At 73.2% G+C, this 13,838-nt stretch carries 15 protein-coding genes; 9 read left to right on the top strand and 6 right to left on the bottom strand.

From position 1 onward, the window contains the following. Window positions 1–34: 34 nt before the first annotated feature. Window positions 35–667 (top strand): PH domain-containing protein, encoded by a 633-nt coding sequence (locus tag JNK12_09425; GenBank protein MBL8776141.1) that lies wholly within the window; start codon window positions 35–37, stop codon window positions 665–667. Window positions 668–692: 25 nt separating this feature from the next. Here JNK12_09425 and galK read toward each other — a convergent pair whose 3' ends face one another. From galK to JNK12_09445, 4 genes are all read right to left on the bottom strand, one after another. Further along, window positions 693–1,694: a galactokinase gene (gene galK / locus JNK12_09430; GenBank protein MBL8776142.1), complete on the bottom strand. Its 1,002-nt coding sequence runs from the start codon at window positions 1,692–1,694 to the stop codon at window positions 693–695. Between the two features lie 66 nt (window positions 1,695–1,760). Next, window positions 1,761–2,687: a hypothetical protein gene (locus JNK12_09435; GenBank protein MBL8776143.1), complete on the bottom strand. Its 927-nt coding sequence runs from the start codon at window positions 2,685–2,687 to the stop codon at window positions 1,761–1,763. Between the two features lie 2 nt (window positions 2,688–2,689). Beyond that, entirely contained in the window at window positions 2,690–3,592 is a 903-nt protein-coding gene (locus JNK12_09440) for a TIGR03560 family F420-dependent LLM class oxidoreductase (GenBank protein ID MBL8776144.1), read from the bottom strand. A gap of 44 nt (window positions 3,593–3,636) precedes the next feature. Beyond that, complete coding sequence (locus JNK12_09445) at window positions 3,637–4,068, bottom strand: GNAT family N-acetyltransferase (GenBank protein ID MBL8776145.1); 432 nt, start codon at window positions 4,066–4,068, stop codon at window positions 3,637–3,639. A 54-nt stretch (window positions 4,069–4,122) separates the two neighbouring features. Here JNK12_09445 and JNK12_09450 point away from each other — a divergent pair, with 54 nt between their 5' ends. Genes JNK12_09450 through JNK12_09465 form a run of 4 tightly spaced genes read left to right on the top strand, consistent with a single transcriptional unit; the run spans window position 4,123 to window position 8,160 of the window. Beyond that, complete coding sequence (locus JNK12_09450) at window positions 4,123–5,019, top strand: alpha/beta fold hydrolase (protein ID MBL8776146.1); 897 nt, start codon at window positions 4,123–4,125, stop codon at window positions 5,017–5,019. Then, window positions 5,016–6,188: a CoA transferase gene (locus tag JNK12_09455; protein ID MBL8776147.1), complete on the top strand. Its 1,173-nt coding sequence runs from the start codon at window positions 5,016–5,018 to the stop codon at window positions 6,186–6,188. Before JNK12_09450 ends, JNK12_09455 begins: the two co-directional genes overlap by 4 nt. Before the next feature lie 35 nt (window positions 6,189–6,223). Then, complete coding sequence (locus tag JNK12_09460) at window positions 6,224–7,033, top strand: PIG-L family deacetylase (GenBank protein ID MBL8776148.1); 810 nt, start codon at window positions 6,224–6,226, stop codon at window positions 7,031–7,033. After that, window positions 7,030–8,160, top strand: a complete 1,131-nt coding sequence (locus JNK12_09465) for an iron-containing alcohol dehydrogenase (GenBank protein MBL8776149.1) — start codon at window positions 7,030–7,032, stop codon at window positions 8,158–8,160. Before JNK12_09460 ends, JNK12_09465 begins: the two co-directional genes overlap by 4 nt. Here JNK12_09465 and JNK12_09470 read toward each other — a convergent pair. After that, window positions 8,154–10,529 (bottom strand): EAL domain-containing protein, encoded by a 2,376-nt coding sequence (locus JNK12_09470; GenBank protein MBL8776150.1) that lies wholly within the window; start codon window positions 10,527–10,529, stop codon window positions 8,154–8,156. The genes JNK12_09465 and JNK12_09470 overlap by 7 nt on opposite strands. A gap of 77 nt (window positions 10,530–10,606) precedes the next feature. Between JNK12_09470 and JNK12_09475 the strand changes: the two genes are divergently transcribed. Together JNK12_09475 and JNK12_09480 are read left to right on the top strand one after the other, a co-directional pair. Continuing rightward, window positions 10,607–11,020, top strand: coding sequence for an antibiotic biosynthesis monooxygenase (locus JNK12_09475; protein ID MBL8776151.1), 414 nt, complete (start codon window positions 10,607–10,609; stop codon window positions 11,018–11,020). A gap of 9 nt (window positions 11,021–11,029) precedes the next feature. Then, on the top strand, window positions 11,030–11,383 hold the full coding sequence (locus JNK12_09480; protein MBL8776152.1) for a hypothetical protein: 354 nt from the start codon (window positions 11,030–11,032) through the stop codon (window positions 11,381–11,383). Between the two features lie 7 nt (window positions 11,384–11,390). On the opposite strand, the gene JNK12_09485 is transcribed toward JNK12_09480, so the two are convergent. Further along, entirely contained in the window at window positions 11,391–11,627 is a 237-nt protein-coding gene (locus tag JNK12_09485; protein ID MBL8776153.1) for an Lrp/AsnC ligand binding domain-containing protein, read from the bottom strand. Between the two features lie 91 nt (window positions 11,628–11,718). Here JNK12_09485 and JNK12_09490 point away from each other — a divergent pair, with 91 nt between their 5' ends. Together JNK12_09490 and JNK12_09495 are read left to right on the top strand one after the other, a co-directional pair. Then, window positions 11,719–12,567: a hypothetical protein gene (locus JNK12_09490; GenBank protein MBL8776154.1), complete on the top strand. Its 849-nt coding sequence runs from the start codon at window positions 11,719–11,721 to the stop codon at window positions 12,565–12,567. Window positions 12,568–12,577: 10 nt separating this feature from the next. Further along, window positions 12,578–13,804, top strand: a complete 1,227-nt coding sequence (locus JNK12_09495) for a hypothetical protein (GenBank protein MBL8776155.1) — start codon at window positions 12,578–12,580, stop codon at window positions 13,802–13,804. Window positions 13,805–13,838 lie beyond the last annotated feature (34 nt).

Consider the following 13,838-nt stretch of genomic DNA (forward strand, 5'->3'; position numbering starts at 1 on the left):
GTGACGCCGCCGCCGAGGGGTCTAGTCTCCCGCCATGGCGTACCCCAAGAACCTGTTGATCCCGGGTGAGGAGGTCGTACTCGACCTGCGCCCCCACTGGTGGTTCCTGACCCCGCGGGCGTTGCTGTCAGTGGCGGCCATCGTCGTCGGCATCGTGGTGCTCGCGCAGGGCTGGGAAGGCGCCGGCGCCAGCACCCTGAACATCATCCTGGGCGTCGCCATCCTCGTCGCGCTCGTGTGGTTCCTCCTGCGTCTGGCCAAGTGGGCCACCACCGAGTTCGTCCTGACCAACAAGCGGGTGATCTACCGGTACGGCGTGATCGGCAAGAACGGCAAGGAGATCCCTCTCGACAAGATCAACACCGTGTTCTTCGACCAGACGGTGTTCGAGCGCATGATCGGGTGCGGCACGGTGGCCATGGAGTCGGCCGGCGAGTCCGGCAAGGACTCGTTCACGCACATCCGCAAGCCGTCGGTGGTCCAGGGCGAGATCTACCGCCAGATGGAAGAGGACGAGCGCAAGGACCACGAGGCCATCGGGCACGCCGCCCGAGGGGGAGCGGGGGGCCTGAGCGTCGCCGAGCAGCTCGAGAAGCTGCACCAGCTCCACCGCGACGGCGCCCTGAGCGACGCCGAGTACGAGGCCCAGAAGGCCAAGCTGCTCTAGGTGGTGGGGCGCCGCCGCCGGCGCTTCAGCGCAGGGTGCGGACGCGGGCGCCGCCGGACGGCTGCACCACCGTGCCGTGGCGCACGGCCCCGGGCGCGGCCAGCGCCACGATCGAGCCCCCGAACCCACCGCCGGTGAGGCGGGCGCCGTACACGCCCTTGCGTCCCAGCAGGCCGGCCACGGCCTCGTCGAGGCCAGGGGTGGAAACCTCGAAGTCGTCGCGGAGGCTCTCGTGGCTGGCCGCCATCAGCCCGCCGGCCTCGTCCAGGTCGCCGGCGCCGAGGGCGCGGACGAAGGCCAGCACGCGGCCGTTCTCGGTGATGACGTGACGGGCCCGGCGACGCAGGAGCGGGTCGTCCAACGCGTCGAGGTCGTCGAGCGACGCCTGAGCCAGCGGGCCGATGACGGCCTGCGCCGCCTCGCACTGGGCCCGGCGCTCGGCGTACCCCGACCCGGCCAGCGTGCGGGGCTCGCCCGAGTCGATGACGACGATCTCGGCCCGCTCGGGCAGCTCGACCGGGGTGACCGTGAGGTTGGTGCAGTCGATGAGGGCGGCGTGGCCCTCCACGCCGGCCAGGGACGTGAGCTGGTCCATCACCCCACACGGGACGCCGGAGGCGCGCTGCTCGGCCCGCTGGCAGAGGGTGGCCACCTCGGGTGCGGTGCCGCGGACGCCGAGGGCCAACGCGACCGCGACCTCGAGCGCCGCGCTGGACGACAGGCCCATGCCCATGGGCAGCGTCGAGCGCACCTGGCCGATGAAGCCGTGCTCGGGACGGGCCTCGGCCACCACGCCGGCGACGTACCGGGCCCACGCCGGGTCCACGCCGGCGGGGTCGCCGACGTCGAGCTCGACGATCGCGGGCTCGTCGTCGAGGTCGGACTCCAGCACGACCCGGGCCCCGACGGGCTCACCGGTGATGGTGATGCCCATCTGCACGGCCATGGGCAGCACCAGGCCCCCCGTGTAGTCCGTGTGCTCCCCGATGAGGTTGACCCGACCCGGGGCGTAGGCCTCGATGGTCACGATCCCGACCTCTGGCGGACCTGCCCGCCGGCCGGTGGAACCTCGATCGAGCGCACGCCCGCGACGCTACTGCCGGTCGCCGCCGGCGTCCCGGAGCGCCGCGGCGGCATCGTCCGGATCGACCGGGTTGAAGAACATGCCGCTGCCCAACTCGCCGGCGGCGACGTAGCGCTGCGTGCCGGGGGAGCGGTAGAGCGGGGCGACGTGGACGTGCAGGTGGGCCGTGGGCCACGCGCCGCCGTCGGTGGGGCGCTGGTGGAACCACAGCATGTACGGCATCGGCGCGTCGAAGAGTGCGTCGAGGCGCCCGAGGGCGTCCACCAGCACCTCGGCGAGGCCGGTTCGGCCGGCGTCGCCCAGGCCGGGCAGGTCGGGCTCGTGCGCGTCCGGCGCCACGAGGAGGGCGTAGGGCCACGTGGCGGCGTCGGGCACCCAGGCCCGCCATCCGCCGACGGCGTGAACCAGGCGGGGGCCGGGGTCGACCCCGCACAGCGCGCACGCCGCCTCGTCCAGCTCGCGGCGGGGCGCCGGCGGCACCTCGGGGAAGGCGTAGATCTGGCCGTGGGGGTGGGGGATGGTGGCGCCCACCTCGGGGCCCCGGTTCTCGAACACGAGGACGTAGGCGACGTCGTCGCGCCCGCCGAGGGCGGCGGTGCGCTCGGCCCAGAGGTCGACGACCTTGCGGGCGCCGTCGACCCCGAGGGAGGCGAAGCTGGCGTCGTGGTCAGAGGTGTAGAGCACCACCTCGCAGCGGCCGTCGGAGATGGAGGGCCACCGGTTGGTGAAGGCCTTGACGTCGTAGTCCTCGGGGGCCTCGACGCCCCCGGGGCAGAACGGGCAGGCGACCGTCGACGCCGTGTGCATGCCCTCGCCGAGGTTCGGTCGGGCCTGGCGCTTCGCCACGATCACCGCGGCCTCCCCGGTGAGGGGGTCGATCCGCCGGTCGTAGGGCGCCGCCGGTGGAGACGACGCCGCGCCCGGCTCCTGCGCCACCGTCAGCCGCCGAGCTCGTCGATGGCGTCGGCGAGGTGGTCGAGGCTGGCGACGTCCCACGGTGCCCGCATGGCGATGTTCACCTGGTCGGCGCCGGCGGCGACGTACTCGCCGATGCGGTCCACCATCTGCGCCTGCGACCCCATGACCACCCCCGGGCGCACGTAGTCGGCCATCGCCCCGAACTGGGCCGCCAACGCCTCCTCGTCCTTCGCCACCCCGACGTTGACCGCGCACCGGATGTCGTCGACGTAGCGCCCGGCGGCGGTGCAGTGCTCGGCCAGCACCCGCCGCTTGTGGGCGAACGTGGCGGGCTCGACGAAGGGCACGTTCCAGCCGTCCGCCCACCGGGCGACGATGGCGAGGGTGCGCTGCTCGCCGCCGCCGCCGATCCAGATGGGCAGCTCGGCCTGGACGGGCTTCGGCTCGCAGCGCGCTTCAACGAGGGTGAAGTACTCGCCCTCGAAGTTCGTGACCTCCTCGCGCAGGAGGCTGCGCACGCACTGGACGGACTCCTCGAGCAGGTCGAGGCGCTTGCCCGCCGAGGGGAACGGGATGCCGTAGGCCTCGTACTCGGGCTGGGCCCATCCGGCGCCGATCCCGAAGTCGACCCGCCCGTCGCAGAGTTGGTCGATGGTGGCCATGGCGTTGGCCAGCACGGCGGGGTGGCGGTAGCCGGCGCAGTACACGAGCGAGCCGCAACGCACCCGGGTGGTGTCCATGGCCAGTGCCGTGTGGGCGGCCACCGCTTCGTGGCAGTGCGGGCCGGTGAGGTCGGCTGCGTAGAAGTGGTCCCAGATCGAGATCCAGTCGAAGCCCAGCTCCTCGATGTGGTGCCACAGGCCGCGCAGCTCGCCCATGGTCGTGTTCTGCAGGCCGGTGTGCACGCCCCAGGTCGGTGACATGGATCGATCGTAGAAGGGGTGGGCGGTGGGCGGCTCGCCGAGGGCTACGGGCGCCGCATCGGCACGTGGGGGATGCCGTCCTCGACGAACTCCGGTCCGTCGGCGGCGAAGCCGAACCGGGCGTACCAGTCGACCATCCGGGACTGGGCGTCGAGCACGGCGGGCCCCTCGACCCCGTCGAGCGCCGCTTCGACGAGGGTCGCGGCGAGCCCCCGCCCCCGCTGGTCGGCCCGGGTGGCGATGCGCCCGATGCGGGTGACGCCGCCGGGGTCGACGAGGCGGCGCAGGCAGGCCAGCACCTCACCGTCCTCCTCGACCCAGAACTGGAGCGTGGCCGGCTCCGCGTCGCGCCCGTCGAGGTCGGGGTAGGCGCACTCCTGTTCCACCACGAAGACGTCGGCCCGCAGGCGGAAGAGGTCGTGGGCGAGGGTGGCGGGGAGCTCGGCCAGCGGCGCCGTGCGCACGGTCGGGGGCACGGCCCCATCGTCGCACGCTTCCTTGACCGATCGGTCAAGTGGAACAATGACCCGATGCCCTTCACCGACCGCAGCGGCGTGTCCATCTGCTACGAGACGTTCGGCGACCCCGATGACGTCCCCTTGATGCTCGTGTGCGGGCTGGGGATGCAGCTGGTCCGCTGGGACGAGGAGCTGCTCGCCGGGCTCACCGCCCGGGGCTTCTTCGTGGTCACCCACGACAACCGCGACATCGGGCTGTCCGAGAGCTTCGCCCACGTCGAGGTCGACGTGGTCGCCGCGGTCATGGCCGCCATCGAGGGGGCGGCGGTGGACGCGCCCTACCTCCTGAGTGACATGGCCGCCGACGCGATCGCCGTGCTCGACGATCTCGGCATCGAGCGGGTGCACGTGGTGGGCACGTCGATGGGCGGCATGATCGCCCAGACGATGGCCATCGAGCACCCGGACCGGGTGGCGAGCCTCACCTCCATCATGTCGACCACGGGTGACCCCGACGTCGGCCAGCCCAAGCCCGAGGTGCTGCCCACGCTCCTGGGGAACAGCGGCGAGGACCGCGAGGCCATCATCGAGGCCACCGTCGAGACCTTCCGCACGATCGGCAGCCCCGACCACTTCGACGAGGACCTCACCCGGGCGGCCGCCGCCCGCGCCTACGACCGGGCCCACGACCCGACCGCGCAGAGCCGCCAGCTCGTGGCCAGCATCGCCAGCGGCAGCCGCTCGGAGGCGCTGCGCTCCGTGTCGGTCCCGACGCTGGTCGTGCACGGCGAGGCCGACCCGCTGATCGACGTCAGCGGCGGACGCCGCACCGCGGAGGTGATCCCCGGCGCGGAGCTGCTGGTCATCGAGGGCATGGGCCACGACATCCCCCGGGTGTTCCAGCCGCAGGTCATCGAGGCCGTCCTGGCCCTGGTGAGCCGCGCCGAGTCGGCGGCGGTGACGTCGTGAGCGCGAATGCACACCTCGATGCCAAGCAGGGCCCGCTGAAGGGTGTCCGGGTCGTCGAGCTCGCGGGCATCGGCCCGGGCCCGTTCTGCGCCATGTTGCTCGCCGACATGGGCGCCGAGATCATCCGCATCGACCGCGCCGGAGCGGTGCGGGGGTTCGACCCCGCCACGCCGTCGAGCGATCTGCTCAACCGCGGCCGCCGGTCGGTGGGCGTCGACCTGAAGCACCCGGACGGTGTCGCCACCGTCCTCGATCTCGTCGAGCAGGCCGACGCGCTGATCGAGGGCTTCCGTCCTGGCGTCACCGAGCGCCTCGGCCTCGGTCCCGACGAGTGCCTCGCCCGCAACCCCCGCCTGGTCTACGGGCGGATGACGGGGTGGGGCCAGGAGGGTCCGTGGGCTCTCGAGGCGGGCCACGACATCAACTACATCGCCCTCGCCGGCGCCCTCGACCCCTGCGGGCGCAAGGGTGAGGCTCCGGTGCCGCCCATGAACCTGGTCGGCGACTTCGGCGGCGGGGCGATGTTCCTCGCCTTCGGCGTGGTGTGCGGCATCCTCGAGGCCCGCACGTCGGGCCAGGGCCAGGTGGTCGACGCGGCCATGGTCGACGGCGCCGCCCTGCTCACCACGATGATGCACGGGATGATGGCCATGGGCATCTGGGACGTCGAGCGGGGCACCAACATGCTCGACACCGGCGCCTTCTTCTACGAGGTGTACCGGACCAAGGACGACAAGTTCGTGTCCGTGGGCTCCATCGAGCCGCAGTTCTACGCCGCGCTCGTCGAGCTGACCGGTCTGGGCGACGGCACCGCGCCGCCGCAGATGGATCGTGCCAGCTGGCCCGAGCTGAAGGAGCAGCTGGCCGCCATCTTCCTGACGAAGACGCGCGACGAGTGGTGCGAGATCCTCGAGGGCCATGACGTGTGCTTCGCCCCGGTGCTCTCGATGGCCGAGGCGCCCGACCATCCGCACATGGTGGCGCGGGGGACCTTCACCGAGGTCGCCGGCATCCGCCAGCCCGGACCGGCCCCGCGTTTCAGCCGTACGCCCGGCGCCATCACCGAGCCACCGCCGCACGCCGGCCAGCACACCGACGAGGCCCTCGTCGACTGGGGCCTCGACCCCGAGCGCGTCGCCGCCCTGAAGGAGTCCGGCGCCGTCCGCTGACGCTTCGGGCGGGTCACCCTTAGGCTGGTCCGCCCATGGCCACCCTCGCCTGCTTCCACGCCCATCCCGACGACGAGACCATCGCCACGGGCGGGGTCATGGCGTTGGCGAAGAGCCAGGGTCACCGCGTGGTGCTCGTGGTCGCCACCAAGGGCGAGCACGGCGAGATCCAGCCCGACGTGCTCGACGAGGGCGAGACGCTCGCGGAGCGCCGGGTGCGAGAGGTCGCCGAGGCCGCCGCCATCTTGGGGATCGACCGGGTCGAGTACCTGGGCTACGTCGACTCCGGGATGATGGGCGAGCCGACCAACGACCTGCCGGGCTCGTTCTGGACCGCCGACCTCGACGAGGCCACCGAGCGGCTCGCCGCCATCCTGCGCGACGAGGCGGTCGACGTCCTGACCGTCTACGACAGCCATGGTGGCTACGGCCACCCCGACCACATCCAGGTCCACCGGGTGGGCCACCTGGCCGGAGCCGCCGCCGATGTCCCCCGCGTGCTCGAGGCGACGATGGACCGCGACGCCATCTTCGCCCGCATGCGCGAGGCCGCCGAGCGCGGTGAGCTGCCGGACGACTTCGAGCTCCCCGACCCCGACGGTGAGGAGTCGTTCGGGAGCCCCGCCGACGTGATCACCCACGAGATCGACGTGACCGCGTTCGTGGGCCAGAAGCGGGAGGCGCTCGTCGCCCATGCCAGCCAGGTGGGCCCCGATTCGTTCTTCCTCGCCATCCCCGACGAGGCGTTCCTCGAGAACTTCGGCCGGGAGTGCTTCATCGACCCGAGCGAGCCGCGCCCGCCGGGGGCGCCCCGCCACACCGACCTGTTCGAGGGACTGTCATGAGCGATGCACCCGTCGTCGGACCGCCGACCGCGTGGGTCCACACCGGTTACACCCAGCAGCTGCACTTCGGAGCCGGGGCCGTCGACCGCCTCGGGGAGGTGCTGAAGGGCCTCGGGGCGCGACGGGCGATGCTCATCACGACCGCGGGGCGCTTCCAGTCCGACGACGGCGCCCGGGTCCGCAAGGCGATGGGCCGCATCCTCGCCTCGAGCTTCGCCGAGGCACTCGCGCACGTCCCGACCACGGCGGTGCGCGAGGCGGGCCTCGAGGCCCGGCGCGACGCCGTCGACGCGGTCGTCTCCTTCGGCGGCGGCTCCTGTGCCGACCTCGCCAAGGCCGTCTGCTACTTCAGTGAGCAGGAGTCGGGCACGCCGGGCGCGTCCTACGCCGACCGCCCTGCGATCCTCCACGTCTCCGTGCCCACCACCTACTCGGGCGCCGAGCTCACCCCGTTCTTCGGCATGACCGACCCCGCCACCCGCCAGAAGCAGGGGGCGGGCGGCCCGACAATCGCCCCGATCGCGGCCGTCTACGACCCGGAGCTCACCCTCGCCACCCCGGCGCGGGTGAGCGCCGAGACCGGGATGAACGCGCTGGCGCACTGCGTCGAGGCGGCGTGGTCGCCGACCCGTACCCCCGAGGCCGAGGCCATCGCCCTCGCCGGGGCGCACCGCATCCACGCCGCGCTGCCGAAGGTGGTGGAGGCCCCGGACGACCTGGCCGCCCGCACCGACATGCTGCAGGGGGCGGTCCTCGGTGGGCGCTGCCTCCAGAACGGGTCCATGGGCGTGCACCACGGGCTGGCCCAGCTCGTGGGCGGCCGGACCGGCATCCCCCACGGCCTCGCCAACGCGATGATCCTGCCCCACGCCATCCGGTACAACGCCGACACCGTCCCGTGGGCCATCGCCGGCCTCGCCCTGTCCATGGGGGTGGCGGACCCCGCCGACGCCGTGGCCGACCTGGTCAGGCGCCTCGGTCTGCCGACCGGGCTGCGCGAGTGCGGCGTCACCGAGGAGGATCTCGACGCGGTGGCGCAGCTCTCCCAGTCCAACGGCAACGTCTTGAACAACCCGCGGCCGGTGTCCGAGGAGGACGCCCGGGCCATCCTCGCCGCCGCCTACTGAGGCTCGCCGACCGCCTCTTCGCGTGGGGTGGGGCCCACGTCCTCGAGGGTGGTCCCGTCGATGATGCGGGGGCAGCCTCGCTCGGCGAGCCAGGCCGTGATCTCGGCGGCCGTGCCCGGGCGACGGTCGACATAGCCCTGCGAGCGGTCACAGCCGAGCTCGGCGGCCAGGATGCGCGTGATCTCGTCCTCGATGCCCTCGGCCACGACGGTCAGTCCGAGGGTGGCAGCGAGGGTGACGATGGAGGTCACGATGGCCTGGTCGTCGTCGTCGACGGCGAGGTCGGTGATGAAGGCGCGGTCGATCTTGAGCTCGTGCACCGGCAGGCGCTTGAGGTGGGACATCGACGAGTAGCCCGTGCCGAAGTCGTCGATCGAGAGGCGGACGCCGAGGCTGGCGAGGCGCTCGACGAGCGAGACCAGGTCGTCGGTGCGACCACCGAACGCGCTCTCGGTGATCTCGAGGGTCACGCACTGGGAGGGAAGGCGGGCCTCCAGGATCGTGGCGTGGAGGGTGCGGGCGAGGTCCGGGTCCTCGAGCGCCTTGGGCGACACGTTCACCGACATCGCGACGTCGAGGCCGTCGGCACGCCATCGAGCGCATTGGGTGAGCGCGGTCCGCACGACCTGCTTCGTGAGCTCGCCGATCAGTCCGGTCTGCTCGGCGAAGGGGATGAAGCGGTCAGGTCCGATCCACCCCAGCTCGGGGTGCTCCCAGCGGGCCAGCGCCTCGAGCCCGACGACCTCCCCGGTGTGCAGGTCGACCTGGGGCTGGTAGTGGACTGCCAGCTCCTGGCGCTCGAGCAGCTCCCGGAGGTCGTTGAGCAGGGCCAGGCGCCCTGGGCGGTCCTCCTGGTCCTCGCTCCCGTAGACCGCGATGTCGATGCCGTCGCGCTTGGCCCGGTACATGGCGACGTCGGCGGACTGGAGCAACGATGCGGCCCGGTCGGCTTCGCTGCTGTGGCAGATGCCGATGCTGACGCCCACGGCGAGGCTGAGACCGTCGACCTCGATCGGGTCGCGGAGGGCGGCCAGGAGCAGCCGGGCGACCCGCTCGGGCCGGTCCTCGCCCGGTGGGTCGTCGAGGAGCAGCGCGAACTCGTCCCCTCCGAGGCGTACGACCGTGTCACCCGAGGGGGTGGCGGCGTGGAGTCGCTGGGCGACCTCGCGGAGCACGCGATCACCGACGTCGTGGCCGAGGCCGTCGTTGATCTCCTTGAACCGGTCCAGGTCCATCAGCAGGAGCGCTGACTGGGGCGGATGCGTGCCGTCGAATCGCCCGGCGAGCTCACGCATGAGGTGGGAGCGGTTGGGCAGGCTGGTGAGGGGGTCGTGCAGGGCCTGGTGGCGGAGGTGCTCCCGGCTCGAGGCGAGCGCGGCGATCTGCTGCTCGAGGCGCTGGGTCAGCGCGGTGTTGTCCTGGTGGACGATGACCTGGCGCACGATCAACAGGAGGACGAGCGGCACGCCCACCCAGGTGAACACCGCCCCGAGGTGCCCGTCCCGGAGGTGGGTGGGGATCGCCAGCAGGACGAACACCGCCATCGGCACGTAGGGGAGCATCATCACCCACGAGGGCTGGACCTCGGAGGTGGCGACGTCGACCGCCGTGGTGCGCCCCCAGCGGGCGGCGAGGGCCAGGACGAGGAAGCCGGCGAACCAGCCGACGTTGAAGGGGCTGGTGGCGGCGGAGTCGGTGGTCGACAGGTAGGCGAAGGCAGAGTCGGCCAGAGCGAGGAGGGTGAGCCCGACGGCGATGGTGGCGACCGTCGGCCGGTAGGCCGCGAGCGATCGGGAGAGCACCGTGAGCGTCATCACGAGGATCACCACGTCGCCCGAGGGGTAGGCGATGGCGAGGACGAGGTCCGTGCCGGAACCGGCGTCGGCCGCGACGTGGCCCATCACGAGGAGCCAGCTCACCCCGATGCAGGCACAGGCGATGGTGAGTCCGTCGAGGAGGGCGCGCACCCGGCCCGAGGTGCGCACGTTGGACGGGAACGTGAGCAGGGCGGCGGCGATGAGCGGGATCGACGCGAGGAACCCGAGGTCGGCCAGCGACGGGAAGGGCGCCTCGTGGACGACCGACTCGTAGTAGGTCCAGATGAGCTGCCCGAGGCCCCACGAGAGCGTGCCGGCGCCGAGCAGGAGCCAGGAGCGCCGACTGCCGTCTCGCGCCCGCCCGGCCGCCCGGAAGCACGACCAGGCTGCCAGGAATGCAGCGAGCGTCTCGGCGACGTTGTCGAAGTCGCCCACGAAGGGCTCGCCGCCGAGGCCCGGGCCGACGACGGCGAGGTAGGCCACGACGGCCGCCACGACCGCGAGCGACGCGCGCCGCTGGGACGCGGACATCGACGCGGGCGTCGCGGACATCGTCGCCTATCGGCCTGGGGACGCCATCTCTGAGCCCCGCTTGCGCCCGCAGGGTCGGGCGCGGCGATGATGGGGCCATGTCGATCATCAAGATCAACGCCATCACCGTGCCCGCCGACAGCGGCGACGAGCTCGCCCAGCGCTTCGCGGCCCGTGCCGGTGCCGTGGACGGCCAGGACGGCTTCGAAGGCTTCGAGCTGCTCAAGCCCACCGACGAGCGCACGACCTGGCTGGTCGTGACCCGCTGGCGTGACGAGGCCGCCTTCGAGGCGTGGCTGGCCTCGCCGGCCTTCGCCCACGGCCACCGGTCGGAGGGTGGCGGCGAGGGCGGCGGCCACCCTGGCGCTTCCGGTGGACACCCCGGCGCGTCCGGCGGTCACCCGGGCGCCGAGGGAGGGCACCCCGGCGGCGAGCGGCCGGTGGCGGTCGCCAGCGAGGTCTGGTCCTACGAGGTGGCTGGCGGCTCGGCGGGCGCCGGGGCGGCCGGCTGACCACTGCCGGTGCTGCGTCTGCACGCCGACTGGGCGTGGGTGGTCGTCGGTGTCAATGCCGTGGCCGGGCTGTGGGCCCTGGCGGCCCAGTGGGTCCCCCGGCTGCGGGTGCGGGCGCTGTGGTGGGTCGTGGTCGCAGGCTGGGCCACCGTGGCCGTCCAGGTGGTGCTGGGCGTCCAGCTCAGCGCGGGCGAGAACCTCGAGGCCCCCGAGTTCCACGAGTTCTACGGCTTCGTGGCGCTCATCTCGGTGGGGCTCATCTACAGCTACCGCGCGCAGGTCAAGGAGTACCAGCACCTGCTCTACGGCGTGGGTGGTCTCTTCCTGATGGGACTGGCCCTGCGGGCCATCTTCCTGGCCTGAGCGAGGGTCAGAGGTTCACCACGGGGCAGGTCAGCGTGCGGGTGATCCCGTCGATGAGCTGCACCCGGCTGACCACCATCTTGCCGAGTTCGTCCACGCTGGCCGCCTCGGCCACGGCGATCACGTCGTAGGGGCCGGTGACGTCGTCGGCCGACCGCACGCCGTCGATGGCGGCGACCTCGGCGGCCACCTGGCCGCTCCGCCCCACTTCGGTCTGGATGAGGATGTAGGCACGCACGGACATCGGCGCCGATGCTAGTGCCGGCGAAGGCCCGGCCGCCCGAGCCGGAGGCGCCGATGGTCCGGCGGGCGAACGGCGGGGCAAGCTGTCCGCCGTGATCCGGGCCGGGATGGTGTGCGCACTGGCGCTCGTGGTGTGCCTGACGACCGGCGCCTGTGGCTCGTCGGGTCCCGAGGCTTCCCCGGGAGCGCGCCCGACCACCACGACCGCAGCCTCGGACGGGGCCCCGCCGTCGGTCCGTGTCGTCCTCGGCGGCGACTCGGTGATGGCGAGCCTCGTCCCTGCGGTGCGGGCGGCGCTGGGCGACCAGGCCCAGGTCGATTACCTGGCGGCGCCGACCATCAGCACGGCCAGCGACCGGGCGGCCTGGGAGGCGGGGATCGAGGAGCACGACCCCGACCTCGTCGTCGTGCTCGTGGGGCCGTGGGAGGTGCTCCAGCCGGGCTTCGCTCCGACCGAGACGGGCTGGCCCGCCACCTACGCCGACGAGGTGCTCGACCCGCTGGTGGCGTCGCTCACCGCGGGCGGGGCCCGGGTGCTCTGGGTGGAGATGCACAGCTCGACCAAGGTGGCCACGACGTTGTCGTTCGCCGTGCTGGGGGCGCAGGCGCGCGCCCTCGCCGAGCGCGAGGAGGCGGTCGACGTGATCGACGCCGGCGCCTTCGTCGACCACCCCGACGGCACGCTCGCCGACGTGCTGCGGGCCGCCGACGGAGCGCCCGAACGCATCCGGCGCCTCGACGGCACCGGCGTGCACCTCTGCCCGGCCGGTGTGGTCCGCCTCGCGACCCCCGTCCTCGACTGGCTCACCGACCACGCCGACGAGCCCGTGTCGCTCGTCCCGGGCTGGGAAGGCGCCGCGTGGCGCTGGCCTCCCGAGCTCGAGCATCCGGAGCAGTGCCCACCCGCGTCCGACCCGGCACGGTCGACGGGGGCTCCCTAGACTCGCCGCGGTGCGGCGGGCGGTGGTGTTCCTCCTCGCGCTGGGGGCGGCAGTGGGACTCGGGCTGGCGTCAGCGTGCGCGGGCGGGGCCGCGCCGGCCGGTCCGGCTGCGGCGGCGACCGCTCCCGTGAGCGAGGTGGCGCCCGAAGCGGCGGCACCTGCCGCGCGGCTTCCGGCGGGCCAGGACCTCTACCGACCTCCGGCGTCGCTGGTCGAGGCCGGGCCGGCCGGCTCGCTGATCTGGTACCAGGGCATCGTGAGCCCGGTGGCCGGCTCCCGTGCGTGGCGCGTGGTGTACCGGTCGCGTGGCCTCGAGGGCGAACCCGTCGCGGTCTCGGGCCTGCTGATCCGCCCCGGGGGCCCGGCGCCGGCCGGGGGCTTCCCCGTCGTCTCGTGGGCCATCGGCACGCCGGGGATCGCAGACGTGTGCGCTCCGTCGAGATACCCCCCAGTGGTGCCCCGGCTCGCTCGCCTGCTGCGGGCGGGCTTCGCGGTCGTGGCCACCGACGGGCAGGGCCTCGGCACCCGTGGGCCGTCGCACTACCTGATCGGCGAGAGCGAGGCGCATGCCCTGCTCGACGCGGCGCGCGCCGCCGGCGGCATCCCGGGCCTTCCCGTCGCCCGGCGGGTGGGCCTCTGGGGGTACTCCTCGGGTGGCCACGGCGTGCTCGCCGCGGCCGAGGCGGCGGCCGAGTACGCCCCCGAGCTCGAGATCCTCGGCACCGCCGCGGTCTCCCCCGTCGTCGACGTCGAGCGCTTCATCGCCCCCGTGGACGACCATCCCGGCTTCACGTTCATCACGGTCGGGGCGTGGGCCAAGGTGCACGGCATCGACACCCGGTCGATCTTCACGCCACGCGCCCAGGAGCGGGTGCCCCGCCTGCGCACCGAGTGCGCGCTCACCCTCGCCTTCGACTGGCCGCTCTGGCGACGAGTCGATCTGCTGCGCCACGACCTGCGCACCACCTCGCCGTGGAGGGAGCTCATGGCCGACGAGCGGGCCGGGGAGGACCCGGTCGAGGGACCCCTCCTCGTCATCCACGGTCTCCACGACAGCATCGTCGTCCCCGGCCCGTCGCTCTCGCTCGTGCGGCGCCAGTGCCGGGCGGGCGTGGCCGTCACCTGGTCGCCGATCGCGGGGGAGGACCACTTCATCGCCGACACGACCGGCGCTCAGGTGGTCGACTGGCTGGCGGCGCGGGCGGCCGGTGTGCCCGCCTCGTCCACCTGCGCCTGACACCCGGGAACGGCGAAGGGCGCCGACCCCAGCG

It is taken from the genome of Acidimicrobiales bacterium (assembly GCA_016794585.1).
Taxonomy (GTDB): domain Bacteria; phylum Actinomycetota; class Acidimicrobiia; order Acidimicrobiales; family DATDAH01; genus JAEUJM01.